This window comes from Bradyrhizobium sp. AZCC 2262 (genome assembly GCF_036924535.1).
Classification (GTDB): Bacteria; Pseudomonadota; Alphaproteobacteria; order Rhizobiales; family Xanthobacteraceae; genus Bradyrhizobium.
The window spans coordinates 4,299,372-4,325,342 of record NZ_JAZHRT010000001.1 but is presented as its reverse complement, the minus strand read 5'-3'; the positions used below and the strand labels follow the sequence as shown (position 1 = coordinate 4,325,342).

23 protein-coding genes are annotated in these 25,971 nt (G+C 63.1%); 12 read left to right on the top strand and 11 right to left on the bottom strand.

Annotated features, from left to right (window positions below):
• The first annotated feature begins 162 nt into the window (after window positions 1-162).
• The 5 genes from V1283_RS20675 to V1283_RS20655 are packed head-to-tail and all read left to right on the top strand — an operon-like array spanning window position 163 to window position 6,923.
• Window positions 163-2,247, top strand: a complete 2,085-nt coding sequence (locus V1283_RS20675) for a hydantoinase/oxoprolinase family protein (RefSeq protein ID WP_334388277.1) — start codon at window positions 163-165, stop codon at window positions 2,245-2,247.
• Window positions 2,248-2,249: 2 nt separating this feature from the next.
• On the top strand, window positions 2,250-3,908 hold the full coding sequence (locus V1283_RS20670; RefSeq protein ID WP_334393116.1) for a hydantoinase B/oxoprolinase family protein: 1,659 nt from the start codon (window positions 2,250-2,252) through the stop codon (window positions 3,906-3,908).
• A 52-nt stretch (window positions 3,909-3,960) separates the two neighbouring features.
• On the top strand, window positions 3,961-4,959 hold the full coding sequence (locus tag V1283_RS20665) for a TRAP transporter substrate-binding protein (RefSeq protein WP_334388276.1): 999 nt from the start codon (window positions 3,961-3,963) through the stop codon (window positions 4,957-4,959).
• Between the two features lie 10 nt (window positions 4,960-4,969).
• Window positions 4,970-5,563: a TRAP transporter small permease subunit gene (locus tag V1283_RS20660; protein WP_334388275.1), complete on the top strand. Its 594-nt coding sequence runs from the start codon at window positions 4,970-4,972 to the stop codon at window positions 5,561-5,563.
• Window positions 5,564-5,618: 55 nt separating this feature from the next.
• Entirely contained in the window at window positions 5,619-6,923 is a 1,305-nt protein-coding gene (locus V1283_RS20655; protein ID WP_334388274.1) for a TRAP transporter large permease, read from the top strand.
• Window positions 6,924-7,004: 81 nt separating this feature from the next.
• Here the strand turns inward: V1283_RS20655 and V1283_RS20650 are convergent, their stop codons facing one another.
• Genes V1283_RS20650 through V1283_RS20615 form a run of 8 tightly spaced genes read right to left on the bottom strand, consistent with a single transcriptional unit; the run spans window position 7,005 to window position 14,998 of the window.
• Complete coding sequence (locus V1283_RS20650; protein WP_334388273.1) at window positions 7,005-8,561, bottom strand: hydantoinase/oxoprolinase family protein; 1,557 nt, start codon at window positions 8,559-8,561, stop codon at window positions 7,005-7,007.
• A 4-nt stretch (window positions 8,562-8,565) separates the two neighbouring features.
• Window positions 8,566-9,675: a DUF917 domain-containing protein gene (locus V1283_RS20645; RefSeq protein ID WP_334388272.1), complete on the bottom strand. Its 1,110-nt coding sequence runs from the start codon at window positions 9,673-9,675 to the stop codon at window positions 8,566-8,568.
• Entirely contained in the window at window positions 9,672-10,346 is a 675-nt protein-coding gene (locus tag V1283_RS20640) for an AroM family protein (protein ID WP_334388271.1), read from the bottom strand. Before V1283_RS20640 ends, V1283_RS20645 begins: the two co-directional genes overlap by 4 nt.
• A 4-nt stretch (window positions 10,347-10,350) precedes the next feature.
• Window positions 10,351-11,424, bottom strand: a complete 1,074-nt coding sequence (locus V1283_RS20635) for an ABC transporter ATP-binding protein (RefSeq protein WP_334388270.1) — start codon at window positions 11,422-11,424, stop codon at window positions 10,351-10,353.
• Window positions 11,421-12,476 carry an extracellular solute-binding protein gene (locus V1283_RS20630; protein ID WP_334388269.1) on the bottom strand — a complete coding sequence of 352 codons (1,056 nt, stop codon included), beginning with the start codon at window positions 12,474-12,476 and terminating at the stop codon, window positions 11,421-11,423. Before V1283_RS20630 ends, V1283_RS20635 begins: the two co-directional genes overlap by 4 nt.
• A gap of 28 nt (window positions 12,477-12,504) precedes the next feature.
• Window positions 12,505-13,326, bottom strand: a complete 822-nt coding sequence (locus V1283_RS20625) for an ABC transporter permease (protein WP_334388268.1) — start codon at window positions 13,324-13,326, stop codon at window positions 12,505-12,507.
• 8 nt (window positions 13,327-13,334) lie between these two features.
• Window positions 13,335-14,207, bottom strand: coding sequence for an ABC transporter permease (locus V1283_RS20620; protein WP_334388267.1), 873 nt, complete (start codon window positions 14,205-14,207; stop codon window positions 13,335-13,337).
• Window positions 14,204-14,998: an IclR family transcriptional regulator gene (locus V1283_RS20615; RefSeq protein WP_334388266.1), complete on the bottom strand. Its 795-nt coding sequence runs from the start codon at window positions 14,996-14,998 to the stop codon at window positions 14,204-14,206. The genes V1283_RS20620 and V1283_RS20615 overlap by 4 nt, the downstream gene beginning before the upstream one ends.
• Window positions 14,999-15,933: 935 nt before the next feature.
• On the opposite strand from V1283_RS20615, the gene V1283_RS20610 reads away from it, so the two are divergent.
• The 3 genes from V1283_RS20610 (at window position 15,934) to V1283_RS20600 (ending at window position 18,476) form a co-directional block, all read left to right on the top strand.
• The gene (locus V1283_RS20610) at window positions 15,934-17,151 is read left to right on the top strand and encodes a sigma-70 family RNA polymerase sigma factor (RefSeq protein WP_334388265.1); all 1,218 of its coding nucleotides are present in this window, start codon (window positions 15,934-15,936) and stop codon (window positions 17,149-17,151) included.
• 24 nt (window positions 17,152-17,175) lie between these two features.
• Window positions 17,176-17,970, top strand: coding sequence for a hypothetical protein (locus V1283_RS20605; RefSeq protein WP_334388264.1), 795 nt, complete (start codon window positions 17,176-17,178; stop codon window positions 17,968-17,970).
• A 194-nt stretch (window positions 17,971-18,164) separates the two neighbouring features.
• Entirely contained in the window at window positions 18,165-18,476 is a 312-nt protein-coding gene (locus V1283_RS20600) for a hypothetical protein (RefSeq protein ID WP_334388263.1), read from the top strand.
• 256 nt (window positions 18,477-18,732) lie between these two features.
• Here V1283_RS20600 and V1283_RS20595 read toward each other — a convergent pair whose 3' ends face one another.
• The 3 genes from V1283_RS20595 to V1283_RS20585 all read right to left on the bottom strand — a co-directional run bounded on the left by V1283_RS20595 (window position 18,733) and on the right by V1283_RS20585 (window position 21,868).
• Window positions 18,733-20,376 carry a caspase family protein gene (locus tag V1283_RS20595; RefSeq protein ID WP_334388262.1) on the bottom strand — a complete coding sequence of 548 codons (1,644 nt, stop codon included), beginning with the start codon at window positions 20,374-20,376 and terminating at the stop codon, window positions 18,733-18,735.
• 173 nt (window positions 20,377-20,549) lie between these two features.
• Window positions 20,550-20,981: a hypothetical protein gene (locus V1283_RS20590; RefSeq protein ID WP_334388261.1), complete on the bottom strand. Its 432-nt coding sequence runs from the start codon at window positions 20,979-20,981 to the stop codon at window positions 20,550-20,552.
• A 158-nt stretch (window positions 20,982-21,139) separates the two neighbouring features.
• Window positions 21,140-21,868 (bottom strand): DUF4908 domain-containing protein, encoded by a 729-nt coding sequence (locus V1283_RS20585; protein WP_334388260.1) that lies wholly within the window; start codon window positions 21,866-21,868, stop codon window positions 21,140-21,142.
• Window positions 21,869-22,133: 265 nt separating this feature from the next.
• Here V1283_RS20585 and V1283_RS20580 point away from each other — a divergent pair, with 265 nt between their 5' ends.
• From V1283_RS20580 to V1283_RS20565, 4 genes are all read left to right on the top strand, one after another.
• Complete coding sequence (locus V1283_RS20580; RefSeq protein ID WP_334388259.1) at window positions 22,134-22,565, top strand: hypothetical protein; 432 nt, start codon at window positions 22,134-22,136, stop codon at window positions 22,563-22,565.
• The gene (locus V1283_RS20575) at window positions 22,562-22,888 is read left to right on the top strand and encodes a hypothetical protein (RefSeq protein ID WP_334388258.1); all 327 of its coding nucleotides are present in this window, start codon (window positions 22,562-22,564) and stop codon (window positions 22,886-22,888) included. Before V1283_RS20580 ends, V1283_RS20575 begins: the two co-directional genes overlap by 4 nt.
• A gap of 75 nt (window positions 22,889-22,963) precedes the next feature.
• On the top strand, window positions 22,964-24,154 hold the full coding sequence (locus V1283_RS20570) for an amidohydrolase/deacetylase family metallohydrolase (protein WP_334388257.1): 1,191 nt from the start codon (window positions 22,964-22,966) through the stop codon (window positions 24,152-24,154).
• 212 nt (window positions 24,155-24,366) lie between these two features.
• Window positions 24,367-25,971 (top strand): ABC transporter substrate-binding protein, encoded by a 1,605-nt coding sequence (locus V1283_RS20565; RefSeq protein WP_334388256.1) that lies wholly within the window; start codon window positions 24,367-24,369, stop codon window positions 25,969-25,971.

Below are 25,971 nucleotides of genomic sequence, written 5' to 3'. Positions count from 1 at the left end.
CGAGCGCAGCAGTTGCTGGGCCAAGCAGCGCGAATTCGTCAAAGGTGCCCTGCATAGGTACCCGGCAAAATAGCCGGGCACGTCTCCGCGGGCGCAGTCAATGGCATGGAAATTGCTGAACATTTGGCTACAGTTCGTCGGTCAGCACGCGGAGGTTTTGGAATGCTTGAGGGAGCCGAAGTGCGGCTTGCGGTCGATATCGGAGGCACATTCACGGATATCGTCTTGGACATGGGCCAGGATCGCAGGACGCGCAAGGTGCTGACGACGCCCACGCGACCGGAGCAAGCGGTGCTGGACGGGATGCGTCTCATTCTGGCCGACGCGCGCGCCCACATATGCGACATCGATGTCTTTATTCACGGCACGACGCTTGCGACCAACGCCATCATCGAACGTCGCGGCGCGAAGACGGCGCTTGTCGCCACGCAAGGTTTCCGCGATGTGCTCGATATCGGTACCGAAAGCCGTTACGATCAATACGATCTTGCGATCGACAAGCCGAAGCCGCTGGCGCCGCGCGCCCTGCGTTTCACGGTCCCCGAGCGCATCGATGCGCAAGGCGCGGTGCGATTGCCGCTCGACGAAGCCGCTGTGCGTGCACTCGTGCCCGAGCTACGCGCGCAGAATGTGGAAAGCATAGCCTTCGCCTTCCTTCACTCCTATGCCAATCCCGAGCACGAGCGGCGCGCCGCCGCGATCCTGAAAGAGGAAATGCCTAATATCTGGGTCACGTTGTCGTCGGCGGTGTGCCCCGAAATACGCGAATACGAGCGGACCTCGACTGCGGTGGCCAATGCCTATGTGCAGCCGTTGATCGACGGCTATCTCGCACGCATGGCCGAGGGGCTGCAGGTCGAACAGTTTCGCGGCGCCATCTATCTTGTGACCTCGGGCGGGGGCGTCACCTCGATCGAGATCGCGCGGCGCTTTCCGGTGCGCCTGGTCGAATCGGGGCCGGCAGGCGGTGCGATTTTCGCGGCGCAGATCGCCGCGCGTCTCGGCGAGAGCAGGGTGCTGTCCTTCGACATGGGCGGCACCACCGCAAAAATCTGCCTGATCGAGAAGTATCAGCCCGAAACCTCGCGCGTGTTCGAGGTCGATCGCGCCGCCCGGTTCCTGAAAGGGTCGGGGCTGCCGGTGCGCATTCCCGTGATCGAGATGGTCGAGATCGGTGCCGGCGGCGGCTCGATCGCGCGGGTTGACGCCCTGAAGCGTGTCACGGTCGGCCCGGAGAGCGCGTCATCCGAGCCGGGCCCGGCCTGCTACGGCCGCGGCGGTCAACGCCCCGCCGTGACCGATGCGGATGTTGCGCTCGGCAAGATCGATCCCGACGCATTCGCAGGCGGGACCATCAAGCTTAGCGCCGAACTGTCCAGACAGGCCTTGTTGCGCGACATTGGCGAACCGCTGGGACTGTCGGCGGAAACGTCGGCTTACGCCGTGCATGAGGTGGTGTGCGAGAATATGGCGAGCGCTGCCCGCGTGCATGCGGTCGAGCGTGGCGCCGTCGTTGGCCAGCACACCCTGATCGCTTTCGGCGGCGCCGCACCATTGCACGCGGCCCGCGTCGCCGAGAAGATCGGCGTCTCGCGCGTGATTGTACCGTCCAATGCCGGGGTCGGCTCGGCCGTCGGATTTCTTGCCGCGCCCATCGCCTATGAGCTTGTGCGCAGCCGTCATGCCAGGCTCGATGCGTTCGATGTCGCCGCTGTGTCCGACCTGCTAGATGAGATGGCGACCGAGGCGCGCGCTTTGGTCGAGCCCGGCGCCGCCGGTGCGCCGGTGCGCGAACGACGCGCCGCCTTCATGCGGTATGTCGGACAGGGACACGAGATCACGATCGAGCTGCTTAACCGGCGGTTGACGGCCGCGGATCTCGCAGGCCTGCGCCAGGCCTTCGAGACGGATTATGCGGCCTTGTTCGAGCGGTCGATTCCGGGTGCTGCGATCGAGGTGCTGAGCTGGTCGGTACTCGCGACCACCGAGCCACGCAACCCGCCGCGCGTTGCCGAGGTGACGCGCAAGCCGGCCGGAAAGGCCGCGGGCAGCCGCAAGTTTTTCGATGGCCGCGCGGGGAAGGTCGTCGAAATTCCACTGTATCACCGCGACCAGATGACGCCGGGGGCGACCATCGCGGGACCCGCCGTGATTGCGGAAGACGAGACATCGACATTCGTCTCGACGAACTTCGACGCTCATATCGACGGCGCCGGCAGCATCGTCATGGAACGGAAGGCGGCATGACCATGAATGAACCAAGCGGCGCGGGCCTGATCGATCTGCAGATCATGTGGCACCGGCTGATCGCCGTGGTCGAAGAGCAAGCGCAGGTGCTGCTGCGCACGGCCTTCAGCCCGATCGTGCGCGAATGCGGCGACCTCTCTGCCGGTGTGTTCGACCTCAAGGGACGTATGCTGGCGCAGGCCGTGACGGGTACGCCGGGCCACGTCAATTCCATGGCCGAGTCGGTCAAGCATTTCATCGCGCATTTCCCGATCGAGACGATGAAGCCGGGCGACGCCTACATCACCAACGATCCCTGGATGGGGACCGGCCATCTCAATGACTTCGTCGTCACCACGCCCTGCTTCAAGGACGGCAAGCCGGTCGCGCTGTTTTCCTGCACCAGCCATTTGATGGATATCGGCGGGATCGGTTTCGGGCCTGATGCCACCGACGTGTTCATGGAGGGGCTCTACATCCCGATGCTGAAGCTGATCGATCAGGGCGTCGTCAATGAGACGCTGATGGCGATGATCCGCAGCAACACGCGTCTGCCGATCGACACCGAAGGCGACACCTATTCTCTAGCCGGCTGCAACGATGTCGGCTGCCAGCGCCTTGTCGAGATGATGCGTGAATTCGAGATCGATTCTCTCGATATGCTTGGCGATTTCATCTGTGACCGCTCGCGGGACGCCGTGCTGGCCGAGATCGGAAAGCTCCCGAAGGGCGTCTGGCGCAACAGCATGATCGTCGATGGCTATGATGCGCCGGTCACGCTCGCGGCGACACTGACGATTTCGGAAGCGGGTATTCACGTCGACTTCGACGGCACCTCGGGCGCCTCGAAGTTCGGCATCAACGTGCCGCTTTCCTACACTACCGCTTACACCGTGTTCGGCCTCGGCTGCGTGGTGGCCTCACATATCCCGAACAATGCCGGCTCGCTTTCGCCACTGACTGTCTCGGCGCCTGCGGGCACGATCCTCCATGCGCCGAAGCCGGCGCCGGTGGCGTCGCGCCATGTCATCGGCCAGATGCTGCCCGACGTGGTGTTCGGCTGCCTGCGTCAGATCATTCCCGAGCGGGTGCCTGCCGAAGGCACGTCCTGCCTGTGGAATCTCAATGTGCGCGGACAGACGCGCAGCGGTGCCGGCGGCAATTACGGATTCTCGATGGCGGTGACGAGCAACGGCGGCACCGGCGCGCGTTTTGCCAAGGATGGATTGTCGGCTACCGCCTATCCCAGCGGCGTCCGCGGCACGCCCGTCGAGATCGCGGAGACGCAGACGCCGTTGATCTTCTGGCGCAAGGAGCTGCGACCGGATTCGGGCGGCGCCGGCCGCACCCGCGGCGGTCTCGGCCAGATCATCGAAGTCGGCAGCGGCGTCGATGCGCCGTTCGACATCCTGGCCGCCTTCGACCGCATCGATCATCCGCCCCGCGGCCGTGACGGCGGCTGCGACGGCGAAGCCGGCTATGTCGGGCTGAAGTCGGGACAGAAGCTGCGCGGCAAGGGCTTTCAGACCGTGCCGCCGGACGATCGGCTGGTGGTGTTGACGCCCGGCGGCGCCGGCATCGGCGACCCGAAGCAGCGCGCGGCGGCGAGCGTGCAAGACGACGTCGAAAGCGGTCTGGTGTCGAGCGCGAATGCGATTGCGGTCTACGGTTTGGCGGGCTGACGCGTCCGCGCGGCGGTGTTGCGCTTCAATTTAAACAAGACGGAGAGCACGGATGATTACGCGGCGGACCTTTACGGCGGGAGCGGCGACGATGCTCGCCGCCGGCCATCTCTCGACGCACGCCATGGCGGCAACGGCGAACTGGGACATGTCGACGGTGTGGCCCGACGGCAATTTCCATACCCATAACGCCATGGCTTTCGCCGACGCGGTCAAGAAGCAGACCGACGGTGCCGTCAACATCACGGTGAAGGCCGGCGGCCAACTCGGCTTCAAGGGCCCTGAACATCTGCGCGCCGTGCGCGATGGTCTGGTTCCGCTCGCCGACGTGCTCAATATTCAGCAGGTTGGCGACGAGCCGTTCATGGGCGTCGAAAGCATTCCGTTTCTCGCCGTCTCCATGGACGAGCTGAAGATACTGCACAAATATGTACGGCCCGAATACGATAAGATCGCCGAGCGCAACAACCAGAAGATCCTCTACGTCGTGCCCTGGCCGACGCAATATCTTCACCTCAAGGTGAAGGTAGCGGGCGTTGACGGGCTGAAGAACATCAAGATCCGCGTGCCGGACAAGAATGCCGTCGACATGCTGAACGCGGTTGGCATGGCGCCGGTCATGATTCCCTGGGGCGAGACGATACCGGCGCTGGCGTCGGGCGCGGTCGCAGGCGTTTCGACCTCGGCCGTGTCCGGCGTCGACGGCAAGTTCTGGGAGTTCATGAAGTACATCTATCCGACCAACCATGTCTGGTCGTCGCAGATGCTGACCGTCAATCTCGATTCCTGGAAGGCGTTGAGCGCCGATCAGCAGAAGACGGTCGCCGACATCGCCACGAAAATGGAGCCGGATTTCTGGGCGAATTCGCTCAAGGCCGACGTCGACAGCCTCAACCGCCTCAAGGAAGGCGGCATGGAGGTGGTGCCGGTGTCGGATGCGATGATGGCGGATATCCGCGCCAAGACGGCACCGCTGCTTGAGGCCTTCCTCAAGCGTGTGCCGGCGGCGGACAAGCCGGTGCGGGCTTATCTCGCCGAAATCAAGCGCTAGGAGCAGGGGCGTGGTGAGCGTGCTGCCAGCTGCTCCAGAGAGCCTCAACGCGGCGGCGCCGGCGCCGCTGCGCATCCTGCTCGACGCGATCGATCGCCTCGGCCGGCTCGACGGCTGGATCGGCGGCGGCTGCCTGCTGACGCTGACGCTGTTGATGCTTGCGGAGGTCGCGACGCGCTTGCTGTCGAACCTCCTGCCGTTCTTTCCTCCGACCATCTCGATCGCCTGGGAGTATTCCTCCTATCTGATGGCGGCCTCCTTCACCTTCGGCGCTGCCATGACGTTGCGTGTCGGCGGCCATATCCGTGTCGTGCTGCTGCTGAAGAACGTGCCGGCGCCGGTCCGGCGTGGGCTTGATATCCTCTCGGCGTTCGCGGGCTTCGTCTTCATGGCATTCCTGACCTCGGCGATGGTCAAGTTCGCCTGGGGCTCCTTCACGCGCGGGCAGCTGTCGACGTCGAGCGACACGCCGCTGTGGTTTCCGCAAGCCGTCGTCACCTTCGGAATGCTGCTGCTGACGTTGCAATTCCTGGCGCGCGCCATCCAGGCGGCGCTCGGGCTGCCGCTCGAAGATCATCGCATGAAGGCTTCGCCCGTCGAATGACCATGCGCGCAATGAGGGCCGGCGCCACCGCTCCCGCCGCTGGAAAGCAAGTGCCATGACTATTGAAGTCGTCAGCCTGTTCGCCATTCTGTTCGCGCTGCTGGCGGGGGGCCTCTGGATCGGCTTGACGCTTGCGCTCACCGCGACCCTGCTGCTCGCGATGTTTCGGTCGATCCCGCTCGACAAGCTGCTCCCGCAATATGCCTGGAATATCCTGACCACGCAGGAACTGCTGGCTCTTCCGCTGTTCATCCTGATGGGCGAGCTGTTGTTCCGCACAAAGCTGTCGCGATCGCTGTTTCAGGGGCTGGCGCCGTGGGCCGGGCTGCTGCCAGGGCGTCTGCTGCATGTGAACGTGATCGGTTGCACGATCTTCGCGGCGATCTCGGGGTCGTCGGCGGCGACCACGCAGGTGATCGGCCGCATGTCGCTCAACGAGTTGCTGCGCCGGGGTTATTCCAGGGATATCGCGATCGGTTCGCTCGCAGGTGCGGGCACGCTCGGCTTTCTGATACCACCGTCGAACATCATGATCATCTATGGTGTGCTCGGCGACGTCTCGATCCTGAAGCTGTTCACCGCCGGAGTCCTGCCGGGCCTGATGCTGGCGGGGACTTTCATGGCCTGGGTGATGCTGCACACCACCCTGAACCGGACGCTGGTGCCGGAGGCCGAGGCGAAGCTCGCACTGGTACCCTGGAGCGAACGCTTCACCGCGCTGAAGGACCTTGCGCCGGCTTTGTTCCTGATCGCATGCGTGCTCGGCTCGATGTATGGCGGCCTTGCGACCCCATCGGAGGCGGCGGCGGTCGGGGTGCTCGGCGCCGCGCTGGTCGCCTGGGGCCAGAGATCGCTGTCGCAGCAGGTGATGCGCGATGTGGTCATCGGGTCGGTGGTCACCTGCTCGATGATCGCACTGATCGTGCTCGGCGCGTCGATCCTCGGAAACGCCGCGGCGTTCCTCGGTATTCCGCAAGCCGTGGCGGCGTTTGTGAAAGGTCTTGGCCTGTCGCCCTTCATGCTGATCGTCGTGCTGATCGCCTTCTATCTTGTCCTCGGTTGTTTCCTCGATGGCTTTTCGATGATCGTGATGACGTTGCCGATCGTGCTACCGATCGTGAAGGCATCGGGCTTCGACGACATCTGGTTCGGAATCTTCCTTGTGCTTGCCGTCGAGATGGCGCAGATCACGCCACCAGTCGGCTTCAACCTGTTCGTCATCCAGGGCCTCACGGATGACGGGCTCGGCTATATCGCGCGGGTGACGTTGCCCTACCTGATCATCATGGTCAGCTTCGTGCTGCTGCTGACGCTTTTTCCGAGCATCGTCACGATCCTGCCCAGACTTCTTTACGGATAGACCGCTCTCGCGGGGCAACTGCTGCGAGCCCGAAGCTGACGGACTTGCCTCAATGTTCGTCGCAAAAGATCGGGCCGCCGCCTAAGCCACCTCCCGGCTGGCCTCGATCCGGCTGAGCGCGCCGGCAACCCGGACGCGGACGCGCAGTGAGTTGCCGGGCAAATAGGCGATCGGCATGTCCTCGATCTCGATTGTCTTCAGGCTGCGGGGATCCGCGCCGGCGTTGATGGCCTTGCGTTCGGCGATTTCCAACGCTGCCGCAATGGCTTCGTCGCGCGTGAGATCGCGGAAAACCTGGTCGGCCTCGCCGCTGACGCGGGCAATCGCTGCGCCGACAGCATTGGCGCAATCGCCGAAGGGAACCCGGATGATCTGCGAAACGCCGGCCAGCCTTTCGGGTACCAGGAAGGCGCCGCCGCCTACCGCAATCAGGGGCGCGTCGCCAGCCTCGGTTTTCATGCGGTCGATATTTTCTTCGAGCTGCCGCGTGGCGTCGGTGAGCGCCGCGGCGATCATATCCTTCGAGATCGACGCTGTGCGGGAACGATCCCCAACATCCAGCAGTCCGGCGGCGACCGCGATATCGGTCGCGGTCAGCTGTATTCCGCCAAAGACAAGCGCGTCCTGCGTCAGACGGTAGCCGACGCTGAGCGGGCCAACCCTCGCCGACGCCGGATCGATATGGCTTCCGCCACCGAGACCGATCGACAGCAGGTCCGGCATGCGGAACAGCGTGCGCACGCCACCGACCTCGACGACCGCATTGGCCTCACGCGGAAATCCATGGCGCAATTGGCCGATATCGCTTGTTGTACCGCCGACGTCCACGACCAGCGCGTCGTCGAGCCCGGACAGATGCGCTGCGCCGCGCATCGAGTTGGTCGCACCGGAGGCAAAGCTCATCACGGGGAACGCGATGGCCGTTTCAGCCTGCATCACCGTGCCGTCGTTTTGGGTGAGGAACAAGGGAGCGTCGATACCGCTTTCGGCGGTCGCCTTGCGGAAGGCGGCTACCGTTTCGACGGCGAGATCGTGCAGCACCGCATTGAGAAGCGCCGCGTTCTCGCGCTCAAGCAGGCCGATCCGCCCAAGATCATGCGACAGGGTCACGGCGACGTTCGGGCAGATTTCCTGCAGGATATCGCGTGCCGCAATCTCGCAGCTTGGGTCGAGCGGTGAGAAGATCGACGAGACGGCCACCGAGCGCAGACCGAGATCAGCAATGCGCTGTGCGGCCGCGCGCATGCCGGCGGTGTCGAAAGGCACGATCGGCCGGCCGTCATAATCGTGGCCGCCTTCGAGCATGAAAATCTCGCCGCGCACGCGTTCGGCGAGGCCCTGTGGCCAATCGCAGAATGGCGGCAGCGAAGCGCTGGCCGGCATGCCGATCCGGATGGCCGCGACCTTCATCAAATTTCTGCGTTGGACCACGGCGTTGATGAAGTGTGTGGTTCCGATCACCACCGCGTCGACCGGCCCCCGCGCGGCGGGATCGGCGCGCAACGCCTTCAGCGCGTCGAGAATGCCGGATGTCGCATCCTGCGTGGTCGGACATTTGACGGCGAAAACCACCTTGTCGCCATCGAGCAACACGGCGTCAGTGTTGGTGCCGCCGACGTCAATTCCAATGCGTCGCATCAATTTACACTCCAGCGCCAGCGCGCTCTTCGAAGACGGAACGGAAATCCAGGTCGTAGCCAAAGGCGCGCGGGCCGACGAATTCGAGGCCGCGCGGGCTGGTCAGGACGGCGGGAGCGGGCAGCGCCACCACGGTGACACGCTGGCCGTAGCGGACCGTCTCGGTGCCGACCGCATGGCCCGAGATGCTCTCGAGCACGCAGATCAGGTCGGGCGACATCGCAACGGCCTTGCCTTCGCGCCAGGCCACGATCCACTCGTTCTGGAACGAGAGTTCCAGCCGTGAGCCGCGGTCGTCATCGATGCCCTCGATCGCGACAGAGCCGCGCAAAAAGCCTTCCGTCGTCCGGCGGGCGACATCGACCACCTTGCCGGTGAAGAGCCGCTTGCCGCCTTCGCTTTCGAGCAGGGCTGCGATCGGATCGGTATGCAGGCGATTGGCTTCGCGCACCAGCCGGCCGATCCGGATCGCCGCTGTTGTCGTGAAGTGAATGCCCCAATCCTTCACCTCGCGGCCGGTGCGTGGTGCCTTGCTGGTCGAGGCGATCGAGCCCATTTCGACGCAGATCTTGCGGCTGGTCCGCTCCATCCATTTCCAGCTTGGCACTTTCGTGACGATCGCTTCGATACCGCGCGGATCGTACAGCGTGCAGGGGTAGGGGCGCAGCCCGCCGATCGCGACCGAAGTCATCTGCGCCTCGGGGAAGGCGCGCCCCATGCAATCGGCGTCGACGACGGGTATATTGAGATGGGCGGCGGCCATCAGCGCCTGCGTGCCGTTGCCGCCGCCGATCTCGACCGACATCACGGCGCGGAATTTGAAACCGCCGAATTCCTCCTGCATCTCGACCGCGCGGGCGATGTTGCGGCTGTCGGCCAGGCGCTCCTGACCGATCAGCGGCGCCCCCATGTTGGAGACAACAGCGACACGATCGTCATCATCAAGGTCCAGCGGCGACATCAACTGCACGCGATAGCCTTCCGCGTAGAGCCGGCGCAGGTTGAGCAGACCCAGATAGGGGCTGCCGCCGCCACCGGTGCCGAGAATCCAGGCGCCGACGGCGAGGGACTCGATATCCTCAAGCGTAATCTCGGTGAGAACCGGCTCATTCATGCGACCAGCTCCTCGACGGCACGTGCAGCGGCGGCGATGGCGAGAATGACCGGCCCGCCATAGCTCAGGCGCACGCGCGCCTTGTTCGCGCGCGTGTAGCTCATGCAATCCATCACCACGAGGTCCGGCGACAGGGCCGCCATTTTCCGTGCGGCCTCATCAACGGTCCCGTCATCGGAACCTGGGCGCATCGTCACGCCGACAACTTCGACGTCCGGTCGTTGCCATTTTCCGGCGATCAGCGCGGTCTGTTCCGGCAGCGGCGAGAAGACGCCGAGACGTCCCTTCGGAAAAACCGCCTCGACCATATGGTGCAGCACGGCCGAGGGCAGGATTACCAGACGATCCGGCGCGAGATTGGGAAATTTGCCGGTGCAGGCGAGCATGGCGACCTTGACGCCTTCGCGCGCGAAATTCTCGATCTGGATCGCCGCCCGCGCCTCGACCGCCTTCTTGCTGATGGTGACGCTGTCGCCATTCGGCAGCAGGGTGAACAGGGCGTCGTGGCCGTCGCTCGGCGGAATCGCGTCTATCTCGGCGCGCGTCATGCCGTCGAGTGCCCCGCGCAGATCGATCTCCAGCCCGGGCGATAACACCGCCGCGATTTCGTTCACGACGGAAGGTCGCGGGCTCTGGCCGATCACGACCACGCCCATGCGTTGTTGTTGCATGATATCAATCCCTCAAGATCACGATGTCGGATGGTTTCCAGCGCAGCGCCACGGCGGCGCCGGCTTGAAATAGCTCGTGCGAGCCATTGTTCGGTTGTTGCGCGAGCACGCGCCTGCCGCCGGCCGTCTCGATGCGGTAAAGCACCGAGCCGCCCTGGAAATTGGCGCTCTCGACGACACCGTCGAGGCCGTGCCCGGTTCGCGCGGGTGAGGTGGCCAGGCTGATCTTTTCCGGCCGAAGCGCGATCGAGACCGCGCCGGTCGCCTCAGGCGGGGCGGCAAGCTCGATCGACAGGCCCTTGTCGACCTGCAAGACGGAAGTACCGCCGCCGTCGCGGATCACCTCGCCGTGGAACAGGTTGGTGTCGCCGATGAAATCGGCGACGAAGCGCGTGCTTGGCCGGTCGTAGATATCGGACGGCGCGCCGATCTGCTCGACCTTGCCGGCATTCATCACGGCGATCCGGTCGGACATGGCGAGCGCCTCCTCCTGGTCGTGGGTGACGAAGACCATGGTCAGACCGAGCTTGCGTTGCAGCTGCTTCAGTTCGAACTGCATCGCCTGCCGCAGTTTCTTGTCGAGCGCACCGAGCGGTTCGTCGCAAAGCAGCACCCGCGGTTCGATCACGATGGCGCGGGCCAGGGCGACGCGCTGTTGCTGGCCCCCGGAGAGCTGGCCGGGACGGCGATCCTCGTATCCGACTAGCTCCACCTGTGCCAATGCATCGGCGACCTTGCGGGCAATCGTGGTGCGCTCCATGCCGCGCATGCGCAATCCGAAGGCAACGTTTTCACCGACCGTGCGATGCGGAAACAGGGCGTAGTTTTGGAAGACCATCCCCATGTCACGCTTGTGCGCTGGCACATGCGTAACATCGACCCCGCCGACCTCGATGACGCCTTTGGTCGGGGTCTCGAAGCCGGCTATCATGCGCAGTGTCGTCGTCTTGCCGCAGCCGGACGGCCCCAGCAGCGAGAAGAATTCTCCCTCCCGAATGCTCATATCGACGGCATCAACGGCGCGCGTGTTGCCGTCATAGGTCTTGGTGACGCCGACAATGTCGATACGGGCGCTCATGCGCGGAAGATGCGGTTGACGCGGGAATCGATCTCGTCCTTGCGCGCGTTGTACCATTTCCAGTCGGGCTGGATCAGCTTGGCGACCTTCTCCGGCGTGGTCAGGAGTTTATCGTTGTACTTGTCGTCGAGCTTTACCTTGCTGTTGGCAGGTGAATACCAGACCGACTCGGCCAGCGTCTTCTGCACGTTCGGGCGCAGCATGTAGTTCACATAGGCGTTGGCGAGCTCGCGAACCTTGGTACCCGGGGTGAGCGTGAGGACTTGTTCAAGCGAGAGAACGCCCTCGGACGGCGCCACGAAGGTGGTCGGCTGGTTCTGGCCGTCATAGCGCAGGATGCCGGAGTCATGGATCACCGCGAGACCCACTTCACCTGAAAGGATCATCTTTTCCATCGTGCCGGTGAAGTCGACGAGCTTGATCGGCTTCAGCTTTTCCATCGCCGCATAGGCGGCGTCGAGATCGGTCATCCCCTTGCCAAAGAGCGCGCCGCTCATCATCAGGAAGGCTTGGCCCAGGCTGTTCACCGGAATGACATAGCCGCCGCGCACGCCGTCATAGGCGCGGTCCCAGAGGTCTTTCCAGGACGAGACCTGGCCGTAACCCTTGTCGGTGCGCATGCCGAGACCGATGGCGCTGGTGAAGATGCAGACTCCGACCATCTTGTCGCTGACGGCGTAAGGATAGACATCGGCGATATTCGGGACCTGCTTGGCGTCGATCTTGGCTTCGACGATCCCCATCTCCAGCGCAGCCCATTGCTCGTTGGAATTGGTGTGCAGCACGTCATAGACCGGCGCCGAACGCGGGCTGGCCTGGAGCTTGGGCAAATATGGAAAGGCCGAGTCCGTCTCCACCTTGCACTTGAATTCCTTCTCGAAGGCGGGGATCAGCTCGCTCGACATGGTTTGTCCCCATTTCCCGCCCCATCCGGTGATGCGCAGCGTCGCCGCATCGGCACGGGCGATGCGGGGAGCAGCGATCGCGCCGATGCCGGCGGCGGCGCTGGTGGCGAGGAACTGACGTCGGTTCAGGGGCAGGCGGCTCGTCATGGGATGATCCTCTCTCTGGGAATGACAGTCACAGCTTTGCGTAGGACCTGAGCCCGACCGTGCGGTCGAGCCCGAAGACGACCAGCACGGCGAGCAGGATCGAGACCACCGAGGCAGCGCCGATCGTTCCGTCCAGATCGAACTTCAGATAGTTGAACAACGTGATTGGCAGCGTCTCTCGGCCCGGGGAGACCAGGAAAAGCGACACCGGAAACTGGTCGAAGGAGACGATGAAGGCGAACACGGCTCCCGCCATGACGCCGGGCTTGGTCAGCGGCAGCGTCACCTCGAAATAGGTGCGCAAGGGACCGGCGCCGAGGTTGCACGCAGCTTCCTCCAGGCGCGTATCGAAGTTTTGCAGAACCGCCAGCGTGGTGCGCACCACATAGGGGATCGACACCAGCGTATGACCGAGCACCAGTCCCCAGAGCGGCCGGCCGACATCCAGCAAGACGTAGGATTGGAATAGAGCAAGACCGGTCAGGATCGCCGGCAGCATCAGCGGAGACAGCATGATCGCGGTGATGACGCGCGAGCCGGGCAGCCCGCCGCGCGCCAAGGCGAGGGCGGCACTGGCGCCGAACAGGGTCGCGGCGATGGTCGTCATCGCGGCGACCTCAAGGCTCAACCACAAAGCGTTCATGAAGTCGCGCGAGGCGAAGAACTTTTCGAACCAGCGCAATGAAACGCCAACCGGCGGAAACTGGATATAGGGGGTAGGATTGAGGGCGAACACGAAGACGATGGCGATCGGCGCCAGCAGGAAAACCACCACCGCAACATTGAGGGCCAGGTAGCAGAAGCGGCCCAGGCGGGGGGTGAGGCGAGCGACGAGCGGCGCGGTGGTCATCGGCGGCCTCACTGCAGGTCGCGCTGGCCGGAGACCAGCCCGAGGATACGGTTATAGGCGATGACCAGAACCAGCGAGATCGTCAGCAGCACCATGCCGAGCGCCGCGGCAAAGCCGACATTGAAGCTCGAGGAGATCTGCTGGTAGATCAGCATGGGCAGCGTCATGATCTGGAAGCCGCCCATCAGGATCGGCGTGACATAGGCGCTGATGGCCAGCGCAAAGACCAGGAGCGAGCCGGCCAGGATGCCAGGCAGGCTCAGGGGCAGCGTCACTTCAAGGAAAGCCCGAAGCGGCGAGGCGCCAAGATTCTGCGCCGCATGTTCCAGCCGCTCGTCGATCCGCCCGATGACGCCGACCAGGGTCAGAACCATGTAGGGCACGTAGATATGCGTCAGGCCCAGCACGATGCTGAATTCGTTGTACATCAGCGGCAGCGGTTTCGAGATCAGGCCGAGGCCGATCAGGGCTTGGTTGATCGCGCCCTTGTCGGACAACAGCGCCATCCAGGCAAAGGTGCGGACGACAATGCCCGTCAGCATCGGTGTCAACACCGCCATCATCAGCATGGCATAGGCAGTGCGACCACGAATGCGCGCCATCCAGTGGGCCAGCGGGTAGCCGATCAGCAAGGCCGAAAGCGTAGTGAGTAGGCCAATCCGGATCGTGGTCCAGATCACCTCGAAGTAATAGGTGTCGTCGAGAATTCGCCGATAATATTTGGTCGTGAAATCGACATTTGGCTGCACGACCGGATTGCCGGTGAGCAGGCTGATCACGGCCATCAGCCCCATCGGCAGGAAGAAGAACAGGGTGAACAGCAGCGCGCTCGGCGCGATCAGCCAGGCAATAGGTGTGATGCCCGTGCGAACCGCATTCATCTTGCTGCGGCCTTGCGTACGGGGGTGGCGCTATCCAGCGCGACCCATATTGGATCGTCGAAGAGCCGGCCGAGGTCGACCGCCATCGCGCGCAGCGCTTGCCAAAGTTTCGCGCGCTCTTCGACCGAGGTTAGCTGGCTCGGATAGGATACGGCGACCCCGATCGTTTCATTGGTGTCGCGACGGGTGAGCGCGAAACCCAACGAGCCTACGCCCGGCAGGGATTCATTGCTGGCCTCGGAATAGCCGGTGCGGCGGATTTCGGCGATACGCGCCATGAGCGCCGTCAGATTCCGCGGCGCAGCTGGCGAGATTGCGGGCAAGGGCTTTGGCATGCGGGCGCGAATATCGGCATCGCTCAGGCGCGCAAGCATGGCCCGGCCGTTGGACGTCGCGAACGCCGGCGCCCGTACGCCGGGCGGCGTCACCACCTGAAGCGGATTGGATCCGGGGACGACGCGCAGCACGACCTGCTCGGCGCCGTCGAGCACGGCGATGTAGCCGGTATGGCCGGTCTTGGCGCAGACGGCATGCAGCCGCTGCTCGGAGAGGGCCACAAAGTCATTTTGAGTCCGATGCAATCGGCCGAGTTCGAAGACCAGCAGCCCCGGCCGATAGCGTCGGGTTACGGCGTCCTGCTCCAGCAACCCACATTCCTTGAGTTGGCGCAGCAGCCGCGACGTCGAGCTCTTCGGCTTGCCGGTGAGCCGGATCACGTCGGCATTGCTGATCTCCGGCTGATGCGGCGAGAAGCAGCGCAGGATTTCGATGGCGTTGTCGAGGGCGCTCATGGGTCTTGAACGGCTTTCCAGTCAGTTCCAGAAAACGGAACTAGGTTTTTAATTTTGAGACCTGGAATTGCCGTCGTCAACGGGCCGATACGCGGCATTTTTGAACAATCCACGCTCAAAATCCGCGCAAATGACCTAAGACTGCCTGTTTCAGGGACGTTGCCGAGTTGGCTAGCCTCGCTGCCAAGCTGGTTTCTGTAATTGAGGTATCAAACCGGCACGCCGCCAAAACCGTTCGATCGATCCAATCGAGCGAGCGGCCATATGAACTTCCGCTCTGGATCGCCCAGTCTCCATTGGCACTGGGCGCCTTGCTGTTCACGCTGCAATCGATGACGCGGTTCACGCGCGTGCTGAAGCCGGCGAAGATGAGACGTTGCGTGTCGGTCGGGAAGCTTTCTTCTCTGCCTTGGTGAGGCTGAAAGGCGATCTGTCGATCTGAACTACGGGAGGGCGACTGTGGATTTTTGCTGACCGTGATGCCTCGGCCACACCGGGTAACGGGTGCAATCAGGGAGTGCAATCATAAGGTTCAAATCCTATTCGTATCGAGTCCTGGAAGCGTGATCCTGATTTCGTGCGCTCATCGCAGCTGACGCCGGCTGCGATAACTCTGCAATTTCAAGGGGGCGTGGACTCGGCAGTCGACGCAATGCGGCCCGTGGCATTTGCGGGCGCGTAGTTGTGACAAAATTGGTGCGATGTCAGGGCAGACATGACGAACGGATGTCGCGTGCACAGCAAGTGGAGCGCTCGCTCAGGCTTAGGCGCGCTCGCTGCATTGTTGCAATTCATAATCTCGCCAGATTGGCACACCAGTTGTTTTACGGACAAAACCAGTTGTTTGGCGACGAAAAAGGCCAACTTGGGAAGGCCGCAGTCTCTGGCTGTTCAACTGTCGTTCGGCGTGTCGACTGTTTGTCAGGGGAGAAGTCATGTGGTCGCGCAGCCTGTTGGTCCAGAGTTTGTTGGTCCCGAAAAAGGCCAAGCCACGCGACAACGATGCCGACAGTGACGATGCGGCCGCCGAAAGGCCAGTCTCTTCTGAGATGCGGATTGTGCCGCCACTGAGCGGCAACTTCGAACATGCGCTCGTCAATGCTGTCCTCTCTGGTGAGGCTGAGGCGGCCAGCAGATTTCTCGAACACGTCTCGACGACGCTGTGGTCGATCGTCGTGAAGCTGGCAGGCGATGGAGCCGACGCGGAGGCTGCATTCCTTCACATCGTCGCATCGCTGAAGGCTAACGATCATGCACGGCTGCGGGGGTTCGACGGACGTTCACGTCTTACGACGTATTTGTCGCTTGTCGCTCGCGATGTTCTCGCCGACCAGCTCGCAGGACAATTCAGCAAGACGCCGCACGAGGCGTGGGAGCGATTCTCGCGTTACTTCGAGACCGACATTCGAAGCCGGATCGGCAGACAATTGCCAAGCAAACTCGGTAGAGCCGGTCGCGAGGACGCGTATCAGGAAGTGTGCCTCAAGCTGATCGAGAACGATTTCCATCGCATCCGCTCATACGGGGGCCGCGGCAGCTTCACCGGCTATATTCTGACCGTGGTCGATCGTATCCTGATCGATCTCGTGCGGCGTGAAACGCCCCGACGGCGTATGCCGGCGGCGATTTCCCGTTCGGCGCCGCTCGACCAGGCTATTTATACAGCTGTGGTGTGGGAGGGTTGTCCGCTGGACGCCGATCGGCTCGCCGCTGCACTGCGCGGCAGGCTGGTGCAAGATCCGACAGTCGCTGATATCGCCGAGTCGGTCGCGCGACTTGCCGGTATCGCGACGTTGGAACGCGCGTCGCCAGCCACCGAGGCCGTCTCGCTCGATGCACTGCTTGGCGAAGGTGGAGGTCTTTCGATCGCGGATTCGTCGCCAACGCCTGAGGACCGCTTGCTGCTCTTTGAGGAGGAGCGGCGTCGCGCAGCTCTCGTTGCTGCCGTTAATGCGGCTGCGGAGAAGCTTCCGACCGATGAACGATTGTACCTTCAGATTGTATTTTCGGCGAATGAGCCGTTGCCGGCACGCGGCATCGCGAGGCTGATGGGTTGTCCGGTCGAGGAAGTCTATCGTTTGAAGCAGCGTACCCAAAAGTGGTTGAAAGAAATTGCGGTGCAATTGGAAAATAATTCCGATATGTCCGTCTAAACATGGGTACTGGATTTCTGTCCGATGATCGAACGCCTCAGTCACGAACCGGCGCCTGCGCCCGCGGAGGACGACGGCCACTCCGACCGGCTACAAGCGCTTGAGCTGCTTCGCGCGCAATTGTCGCGGACCATTTCCGAGGGTTTGGGGCAGGGTTCCGTTGCAGGTCAATGGGGCGAGATCGACAACGCTCAGATCGCCGCGTTTCTCGACGGTTCCCTGTCGCGGGCAGAGTGGGAGGCTGTCGCCACGAGACTTGCCAACGACCCGGCGGCCCGCGCGGAGTTGGCTGCCGCGGCGGCATTGCTGGACGAAATCCAGGCGCAGCCAGCGACAGCTCCAGCGGGTTTGATGGGGCGGGCGGCCGCCGTTCTTGCTGCGCCGGAACAGAACCGCCCGCGGGTTTCGGCAGTGGCAGCCACTCCAGTTGCCTGGTACCGGCGTTCGATTGCGTGGTCCGGCTTCGCTCTCGCCGTCCTGGCCGTGATCGCGGTACCGACTGTTTTGAAGATGGTTGGAGACGGCGCAACAACCGCGGTCAAGCAGGACGACCCGGGTGACACGATCAGCCGCACAATCGTGGTGACCCCGTCCAGTCCGACCAGGAAGAAAGATGCTCGGTCGTGCGTTGACGCGAACGAGCAGGCCAGGAAGTCGACACCTGACAATATGGGGAATGATCGCCGTACTGTAACGCGCGCGACCGGCGAGGGGGCCGAACGTCCAGGCGAGGCGCCCACCGATAACGATGATTCCTGCGGGCCGAAGCCGGCAGGAGCCGGTAAGCATGAGCGCCCCGCTGCCGCAGGATCGAACTGACCTCAACACGATGCTCAAGTTGTCCGGGCCGCATCTCGGTTGCGGGCGGTCCTTTGCATTCTATTCACGAGGACGGCATCGCGATGGCTGGCGACAGACCAAAAGCGAGAGCCTGTCCGTCTGCTCCAATGTTGTCAAACTCTCACGCTGCAAAGGAGCAAGAGATAATGCGTTATACAACGACGAAGGTTGCGATGCGCAGGGCGTTGCCGCTCCTTCATGCGGCAGGTGCTGTTCTGCTCACGATTGCCCTGGCCGGGCCTGCACGTGCGCAGAGCACCGGCATCGCCGCTTGCGACGACTTTCTGCAAAAATATGATAGTTGCGTTACGTCGAAGCTTCCGGAGGCGCAGCGTGCGACCTACAAGGCACAACTCGACCAGACGCGCAAGATGTGGGTCGACATGGCCAAGAACCCATCAGCGAAGTCAACCATGGAAGGGACGTGTGAGCAGACGATGGACGCGATCAAGGTCTCGTTGCAAAGCTTCGGCTGCTCGTTCTGATGTAGCCGCGCGGGCAGAAAGGCGTGCGGTATCCATCGGTCCCAGTCTTCTGAGGAGCCGCACGTCGAAGCGAAGAATTTGGAGTTCATCCCGCTCGAAGCATGATCCGGAAAAGCATGCCCTTGGGCGACGACCCGATGGGTGAATAGGTGAATACCGGTGTTCGCGCGTTTGCGCGGAGATCAGGTTCAAACAACAAATTGGAGCGCGACGGCGATTCACCCTGAACCCGTCGCGCTCTGGCGCGATTACTCGCCTATCGCGATTTGATTTCCCGGCAGCGGGCCGCGCGCAGTCCTGTTAAAGCGTCGCGCCGCAGCAGTATCGGGCAGGCATTGCCGAGGTAGTAGCTGTTGTCGCCGGTCTCGCGCGCGACCTGTGCCACGACCGCGGTGCCGAGTGTGCTCCAGCAGGCTTCCGTGAGCGCTTCCGCTGCCTTGGCCTCATCCCAGTCGGGAGGCCGGCTGAGTGCGGCAATGACGGCGTCCGTGAGATCTCGATCCGTACAGACCGCCGCATTCGTTTCGGCTGGGGCCTCGATCGCGATGGCGAAAAACGGCGCGGCGGCCGAGCGGTTGAGTTTGCGCCCGACGAGACGGGCGGCGTCACGCGCGAGGTCGGCGCGTGCCGTGCCGACGCTCTTGGGCGTCGTGCGCACGAAACCGTCCAGTTCCCGGCGGCAGTCGTTGAGACCTGTCCCGTAAGACTGCTCAAGGCAGTCGCCGAACGCGGACAGGCCGATTGACGCGCGCAGGGCCAGGAATTTCGGGTTGTCGTTCAGGATCTGAAACGTCTTTGCATAGTGCTCAAGCGCCGCAAGCCGATCGCCAAACGGACGCGCCGACGTCGCAAGCGGAGTTAATTCGCCGATCGCGGCTTGTTCGGCCAGCGAAGCCCAGTGTGCGTCGCGCGCCGTCGGCCTCACCGTTGTCAGGTGGTCGCGGAGCTCGCTCCAGCTCTTCGCGGCAGCCAGCGCGTCGAGTTCGGCGATCACAGGATCCGCCGAAGGAGCCGGCACGGCCTCGGCGGCGCGCTTGTCGATGTCGGAGAGCAGGGCCGCGGCTTGCGGCGGCGGGGTCAAGCCGATGCCGGCGGGCGTGGTGTGTCCACTTGAGTTGAGTACGATCTCGCCGACGACCTGGTCGTAGTAGGCCGGCGTTTGGTCGCGCCCGACGCTCGCCGCCAACTGCTTGACTTCGATCTGCAGGCGTTTGGCAATCTGCACCAGCGTCAGGTCCGGCTCCGCCAGCCGGTGGATGAGGTTTCGCGTGAACACGGAGTTCGAGGCGCGGTCGGTGTTGGACAGCCGGTCGAGCGCGGTCTGCTTGGCGCCAGCGGAGAACATGATGAATACGCCCTCGGCAGGCGTCATCGCGGCGAGTCCGCCGCTGCCCTTGAGCCCGCGCCCGCCCGACCGCTCGAACGGATTGTTGCGGCAGGCGTCGAGCACGAGCACCGCAGTGCGGGCGCCGCGCGCCTGCAGCCGGTCGATGATCCGGTCGGCCGGAAACGCGGAATCGCGGATCAGTTCTTCCTGTCCTTCGCGGACCTCCGGGATGTCCGTCGGCAGCAGGTAGTTCTGGCCGCGGATCTCGAAGCCGTGTCCAGCGAAGAAGAACAGCGCGATGTCACCCGGTTCGATCGCCTTGTCGAAAGCGAGCAGGGCCTCGCTCATGGCACGGCGCGACTGGTTCTCGGCAAGAATCACCGAGAAACCGAGCCCGCGCAGTGTGGTGCCGACCGAACGCGCGTCGTTGACGGCGGTCTGCAGCCGCGGAACGTTCTGGTAGGCATTATTGCCGACCAGCAGGGCAACGCGTTTCTCCGCGCGAGCGGTCGCGGCGAAACTTATCGCGACACTCAGCGCGAGGATCGCGAGGCACAAGTTTTTCTTCGACATGGATGCTCTCGTCGATGCTCTGGAGCAGGACCCGGAAAAGCACGCCTCCGCACTGATGGGGGTTGGAGACCGGTTTTCCTTCGGCAAACGTGTCCGCGTTTGTTAGCTAAGGGAAAGCCGGTCTCCCGCCCGCATCAAAGTGCGGGCAGGCGTTTTCCCGGATCATGCTCCAGCTAGACACGATAGAGAAACGTTGCGACGATCGTCCATAGGCCGAGGGCGATCGCGGCATAACCGAGCACGGTCTGATAGGGGACAATGGCAGCGCGAATCTGCTCGCCGCGCTGCGCCGCACTGGCGTTGTGGCTGAAAATGAGCTTCGTCAGCAACGCATAGCCGAGCAGCAGGCCGAGCGATGCAATCAGCACGCCGGTCGCGAGGTAGGTCAGCCACCAGACCGGCACGTAGCCGAACCAGTTCAGGTTGATGATCGCATTGATGATGATCCAGGCGCCCCACAGGCAGGTTATGAATCCGAACCATCCCTGGTAAGGTACCATCAGTTCGATATACGCCTTTGCGTCGGGACGCCTCGCGACGATGCTCGAAGCGGCCGCCAGGGCGCCGAGCGCGAGCAAAACCAGCCCAGTTATAAGACCCGACATTCGATTCCTCTCTTTCTTGACAACATTTTGCACCACATTGCGGTGATATTTCGAGACGGCCTGCGGCCGTCGCCACCACATCACGATAGAGAGACGGACCGGTGAGCATTTTTCTTCGCGCCGGCTGCTGTAAATTCGTGCCCTGGGTATGGATTTAGCTACAGGAGGTCACCGATCGCAGACTTGAGGCGCGCCGAGGACGGCCGGCCTGTGATCGGCTCCCTGGCTTCGACCTCCACGATCAGGGTGTCGCCCGCCAGCCTGACATCAACCTGGTCGGCGTCGCGGATGACGACGCGCCGCAGTTTCGCCGCGATGATCTCACGTGCGATCGGTGAGGTGAGCATCTCAGCCAGGGTTGCTCCGGTGACGGCGATTGCGTCCGCCATGGCGGACCATGCGGCGGCGTCAGCGGAAAGGCGAGGCGCGTCCAGCGAGATCGCGAGCTCCGGGGCGCCCGCGCGCTTGAGGCTGCGCCCGAGCGACTCGGCCTCGGTCTCGGCCTGCTCTTTCGTTGCCCTCTTGACGGCGAGCGGCTCGGCGTCCTGGTCGCGATACGCGTCAGCCGAACCGCCCGACAATTTGTCGCTGAATATCAGAATGCGACCCGTTTCGTAGATCCGAAGAACCGAGACGCCGTCGTCGCGCTTGAGCGTCATCGAATTGTATGGGGCCTGCTCGGTGGTCAAGGCCAGGATTTCGTCGGAGCCGTCGAAGCGCAGCTTGATCGGCGTTCCCATGCGGTCGATCACAAAGCCGATCAATCCGCTGCCGGTGCTGTAATGCCCGATGCGAAGCGGCGGCCCGCTTTCCGCGGCGAGGGCGCCAATGCTGATGATCAAGGTGAGGGCGGCGCCGACGGCGATCTTTTGGAAACGTCCGGACATGGTAGACCTCACAGCATCACGACAATCGCGGGGTGCGGTATCGCTGATGAGCGCAGGGAGAAGTGAGAAGCAAATGCGGAGTTTTTGCGGCCGACACCCATGTTGAATGCGGCGCATTCGTTCTTCAAAATGTTTCAATCAAGATGCACCGCTCCACACGGGAAAATTATCGCCGCTGTCCGTCTATCCCTGGGTCCGCCGCAGTGGCCGGATGCCGTACCCGCACGGGATGCGCGCATGAACGTCTAATTTGGAGTTATCCGCTATGAATATCCGTGCCGGTGTTGCCGTCGTCACGCTCTCGATCTTCTCGTCGGTCGCGATTGCGCAATCGCTCAAGGACAAGGAGTATTTCGCGGACCAGGAGAAGTATCTCGCGGGAGAGGTCACCTCCACCAACGAGCGGTGCGGCAACAGTCTCACAGCGAAGTTTGACTGGTTGAAGCCGCCGGCGCCGGAGGAGCGGAAGACCTACAGCGCCTACGGTTACTGCAGCGCAGCGCTCGAGGCCACGCGCCGCGTCTGTGACTCCCCGGCCGGCAAGGAAGCGGTCAAACAGAAGATCAAAAGTCTGACTTGTAGTTTTGGACCGCAGCGCACGGTTGTGCTCAAGGATGGCACGATCGACTACGAGGTCAATTTCAATTCGAGCAACGACGCCGACTACGTGTTCGAATATTTGCAGAACAATTTATGAGCGCCCTGGAGTGGATCAGGGCCTACTTCGGCCTCGCCGCGCGCGACCTTGTGCTCAAGATCGCCGGGAAACCAAGAGGGCTGCAGGGCCGGATTTGGCATGCCACGCTTGACCCCCATTTGCTGCCATTGTTCGATCCACGGCGCGGGCTCGTCGCGCTCGGGAACCGCGCCAACATCGATCAGGTCATCGTTGATGGGCGGGTGCTGATCGACGCAGGCCGATACATTCACGGCGACGAGACCGCGATGATGTCGGCTGCTAATGCGGCGATCGGCAAGATCTGGGATTTGCCGGAAGCCCAGGCCGCCTTTAATAGTTGACGGCTCGTCGGTGCGCGCGCTTCCGTGGATGGGCGAGGCGCCCTCGCGCTGCTTCCCTTATTTCAGGAGATAACGATGCCTTTCGATTTGGTTCTGCGCGGCGGCCGGGTGGTTGATCCTTCCCAGAAGCTCGACGCCGTGACCGATATAGCCTTCGCCGGCGGCAAGGTGGCCATGATCGGAAGCGAGCTCAAGGCCGATCCCGGAACCGATGTGCGGGACGTGTCTGACTACATCGTCACCCCCGGTTTGATCGATCTGCACACCCATGTCTATTGGGGTGGCACCTCGCTCGGCATCGATGCCGAAGAGTTCTGCCGCACCTCGGGCGTCACTACGGCGGTCGACACCGGCAGCGCCGGTCCGGGCAATTTCGCCGGTTTCCGCAAGCATGTCATCGAGCCGAGCCAGGTCCGCATTCTCGCCTATCTGCATGTCTCCCACGCTGGCATCTACGGCTTCTCGCATCGCGTCATGGTCGGCGAGAGCGAGGAGATGCGCTTGATGAATCCGATCGATGCCGTCGCGGTGGCGGAGGCCAACCGCGACCTCGTCGTCGGCATCAAGGTGCGGGTAGGGCTCCACGCCTCGGGCACGTCGGGGATCGTGCCGCTCGACATCGCGCTGGAGGTCGCTGAAGAGGTCGGCATGCCGCTGATGGCGCACATCGACCACCCGCCGCCGAGCTATGAGGAGGTGCTCGCCCGCCTGCGGCCGGGCGACGTTCTCACGCATGCGTTCCGGCCGTTTCCCAATACGCCCGCCACCGCCCAGGGTACGGTGAAAAGGGCGGTGCTGGAGGCGCGCGAACGCGGCGTGTTATTCGATATCGGTCACGGCAAAGGCTCATTCGCCTTCAAGACTGCCCGCGCCATGCTTGCCAACGGCTTCTATCCCGACACCATTTCCTCTGACGTCCATGCCCTGTGCATCGACGGGCCGGCCTTTGATCAGGTGACGACCATGTCCAAGTTCCTGTGCATGGGCATGCCGCTGTCTGATGTGGTCGCCGCTTCGACGGTCAATGCGGCGATGGCGCTGCGGCGTCCGGAACTCGGCAGCCTCAAGCCGGGCAGCGTTGGGGACGCCACCCTCATCTCGATTCCGCAAGGCCAGTTCGACTATGTCGACGTCATCGGGGAGCATTTGATCGGCGACCGCAAGATCGCGTCCGAAGGTGTCGTCATTGGCGGCCGCTGGTGGCATCCGCAGCAATCGTCGAAATTCAAGCAGCTTGCAGGCCAGGCAGAACGCGAATGGATGTGACCGTGCAAAAATGTGATGGCTTGAAAGGGTTTACCATGCGGTTGGCCGGAAGTTGGCCGCGGCGCGAGTGGGCCGTGCTGGCATACCGCTTGCAAGCAAAAGGAGACTGATTGGCATCGGTTTGACTGGCCCGCTTCACCTCACGCGGCGTCGAACCTTCGGCCATCGAATTGGCCGGAATCGCCGTGACAACTCAAGACTGGGAGAGCTCCATGGATCGCAGGACTGTGTTGAAGGGATTGGCCGGGGTAGGCAGCCTGGCGGCGACGGGCGGCCTTTCGATGCCGGCGCTTTCGCAAGGCGCTGCGGCGCGCACCTTACGCTTTGTGCCGCAGGCCAACCTCGCGAATTTCGATCCGATCTGGGGGACCCAGTATGTCGTGCGCAACGCCGCCGCGCTGGTGTGGGACACCCTTTACGGTCTCGACGCCACGCTGCAGCCGCAGCGCCAGATGGTCGAGTCTGAGGAGGTGTCCGACGACGGTCTGGTCTGGACCTTCCGGCTCCGGCCGGGGCTCAAGTTCCACGACGGCGAGCCGGTGCTCAGCAAGGACGTGGTGGCGAGCCTGACGCGCTGGTCGGCGCGCGATCCCATGGGCCTGATGCTCAAGGCGATCCAGAACGAGCTGACCACCGTCGACGACCGCACCTTCAAATGGGCGCTGAAGTCGCCTTATCCGAAGATGCTGCTGGCGTTGGGCAAGAATAGCACGCCCTGCGCGTTCATTATGCCGGAGCGCATTGCCCAGACCGACCCGTTCAAGCAGATTCCCGAATATGTCGGCTCGGGCCCCATGAAGTTCGCAAAAAGTGAATGGGTGCCCGGCGCCAAGGCGGTGTTCGAGAAATTTGCCGATTACACGCCGCGGCAGGAGAAGGCGTCCTGGCTCGCGGGCGGCAAGCAGATGCTGGTTGCCCGCATCGAATGGGTAGTGATCCCGGATCCTGCCACGGCGGCGGCCGCACTTCAGAATGGCGAGGTCGATTGGTGGGAGAGCCCCATCACCGATCTCGTGCCGTCGCTCAAGAAGAACCGCAACATCAACGTCGACATCGCCGATCCCCTGGGTAACATCGGCTCATTCCGGATGAACCATCTGTATCCGCCCTTCAACGATGTGAAGGTGCGACGTGCCGTGCTCGCGGCGCTGAGCCAGGAAGACTACATGCGCGCGCTTGTCGGCGACGATACCGCGCTCTGGAAACCGCTGCCCGGCTTCTTCACGCCGGATACGCCGCTCTACTCGGAAGAGGGCGGCGAGATCCTGAAGGGCAAGCGCGATCTCGCAATGGCAAAGAAGCTCTTGGCCGAGAGCAGCTATTCAGGCCAGCCGGTCACCTGCGTGGTGGCGCAGGATCAACCGATCACCAAGGCGCAGGGCGATGTCACTGCCGATCTGCTGAAGCAGATGGGCATGAATGTCGACTTCGTCGCGACCGATTGGGGCACGGTCGGTTCCCGCCGCGCCCAGAAAACGCCGCCGGGCCAGGGCGGCTGGGGAATGTTTCACACCTGGCACGCCGGGGCGGACTGCATCAGCCCCGCCGCCTACAACGCCATTCGCGCCAATGGCGACAAGGCATGGTTTGGCTGGCCCACAAGCGCGCCCGTGGAAAAGGAAGTTTTGGCATGGTTCGATGCCAAGAATCTCGATGAGGAGAAAGCTGCGGTCAATCGTCTCAACAAGGCGGCGCTCGAGGACGTGGTTTATGCGCCGACCGGATTCTTCTTGAGCTACACGGCGTGGCGCAAGAATGTCTCCGGTATCGCCAAGGGGCCGCTGCCCTTCTTCTGGGGCGTATCGAAGACCGCATGA

What these genes read in the sequence shown, in the direction of transcription:
- V1283_RS20675 (WP_334388277.1), top strand. Translation starts at nt 163, where the DNA reads ATGCTTGAGGGAGCCGAAGTGCGGCTTGCGGTCGATATCGGAGGCACA.
- V1283_RS20670 (WP_334393116.1), top strand. Translation starts at nt 2,250, where the DNA reads ATGAATGAACCAAGCGGCGCGGGCCTGATCGATCTGCAGATCATGTGG.
- V1283_RS20665 (WP_334388276.1), top strand. Translation starts at nt 3,961, where the DNA reads ATGATTACGCGGCGGACCTTTACGGCGGGAGCGGCGACGATGCTCGCC.
- V1283_RS20655 (WP_334388274.1), top strand. Translation starts at nt 5,619, where the DNA reads ATGACTATTGAAGTCGTCAGCCTGTTCGCCATTCTGTTCGCGCTGCTG.
- V1283_RS20650 (WP_334388273.1), bottom strand. Translation starts at nt 8,561, where the DNA reads ATGCGACGCATTGGAATTGACGTCGGCGGCACCAACACTGACGCCGTG.
- V1283_RS20645 (WP_334388272.1), bottom strand. Translation starts at nt 9,675, where the DNA reads ATGAATGAGCCGGTTCTCACCGAGATTACGCTTGAGGATATCGAGTCC.
- V1283_RS20640 (WP_334388271.1), bottom strand. Translation starts at nt 10,346, where the DNA reads ATGCAACAACAACGCATGGGCGTGGTCGTGATCGGCCAGAGCCCGCGA.
- V1283_RS20635 (WP_334388270.1), bottom strand. Translation starts at nt 11,424, where the DNA reads ATGAGCGCCCGTATCGACATTGTCGGCGTCACCAAGACCTATGACGGC.
- V1283_RS20630 (WP_334388269.1), bottom strand. Translation starts at nt 12,476, where the DNA reads ATGACGAGCCGCCTGCCCCTGAACCGACGTCAGTTCCTCGCCACCAGC.
- V1283_RS20625 (WP_334388268.1), bottom strand. Translation starts at nt 13,326, where the DNA reads ATGACCACCGCGCCGCTCGTCGCTCGCCTCACCCCCCGCCTGGGCCGC.
- V1283_RS20620 (WP_334388267.1), bottom strand. Translation starts at nt 14,207, where the DNA reads ATGAATGCGGTTCGCACGGGCATCACACCTATTGCCTGGCTGATCGCG.
- V1283_RS20615 (WP_334388266.1), bottom strand. Translation starts at nt 14,998, where the DNA reads ATGAGCGCCCTCGACAACGCCATCGAAATCCTGCGCTGCTTCTCGCCG.
- V1283_RS20610 (WP_334388265.1), top strand. Translation starts at nt 15,934, where the DNA reads ATGTGGTCGCGCAGCCTGTTGGTCCAGAGTTTGTTGGTCCCGAAAAAG.
- V1283_RS20605 (WP_334388264.1), top strand. Translation starts at nt 17,176, where the DNA reads ATGATCGAACGCCTCAGTCACGAACCGGCGCCTGCGCCCGCGGAGGAC.
- V1283_RS20600 (WP_334388263.1), top strand. Translation starts at nt 18,165, where the DNA reads ATGCGCAGGGCGTTGCCGCTCCTTCATGCGGCAGGTGCTGTTCTGCTC.
- V1283_RS20595 (WP_334388262.1), bottom strand. Translation starts at nt 20,376, where the DNA reads ATGTCGAAGAAAAACTTGTGCCTCGCGATCCTCGCGCTGAGTGTCGCG.
- V1283_RS20590 (WP_334388261.1), bottom strand. Translation starts at nt 20,981, where the DNA reads ATGTCGGGTCTTATAACTGGGCTGGTTTTGCTCGCGCTCGGCGCCCTG.
- V1283_RS20585 (WP_334388260.1), bottom strand. Translation starts at nt 21,868, where the DNA reads ATGTCCGGACGTTTCCAAAAGATCGCCGTCGGCGCCGCCCTCACCTTG.
- V1283_RS20580 (WP_334388259.1), top strand. Translation starts at nt 22,134, where the DNA reads ATGAATATCCGTGCCGGTGTTGCCGTCGTCACGCTCTCGATCTTCTCG.
- V1283_RS20575 (WP_334388258.1), top strand. Translation starts at nt 22,562, where the DNA reads ATGAGCGCCCTGGAGTGGATCAGGGCCTACTTCGGCCTCGCCGCGCGC.
- V1283_RS20570 (WP_334388257.1), top strand. Translation starts at nt 22,964, where the DNA reads ATGCCTTTCGATTTGGTTCTGCGCGGCGGCCGGGTGGTTGATCCTTCC.
- V1283_RS20565 (WP_334388256.1), top strand. Translation starts at nt 24,367, where the DNA reads ATGGATCGCAGGACTGTGTTGAAGGGATTGGCCGGGGTAGGCAGCCTG.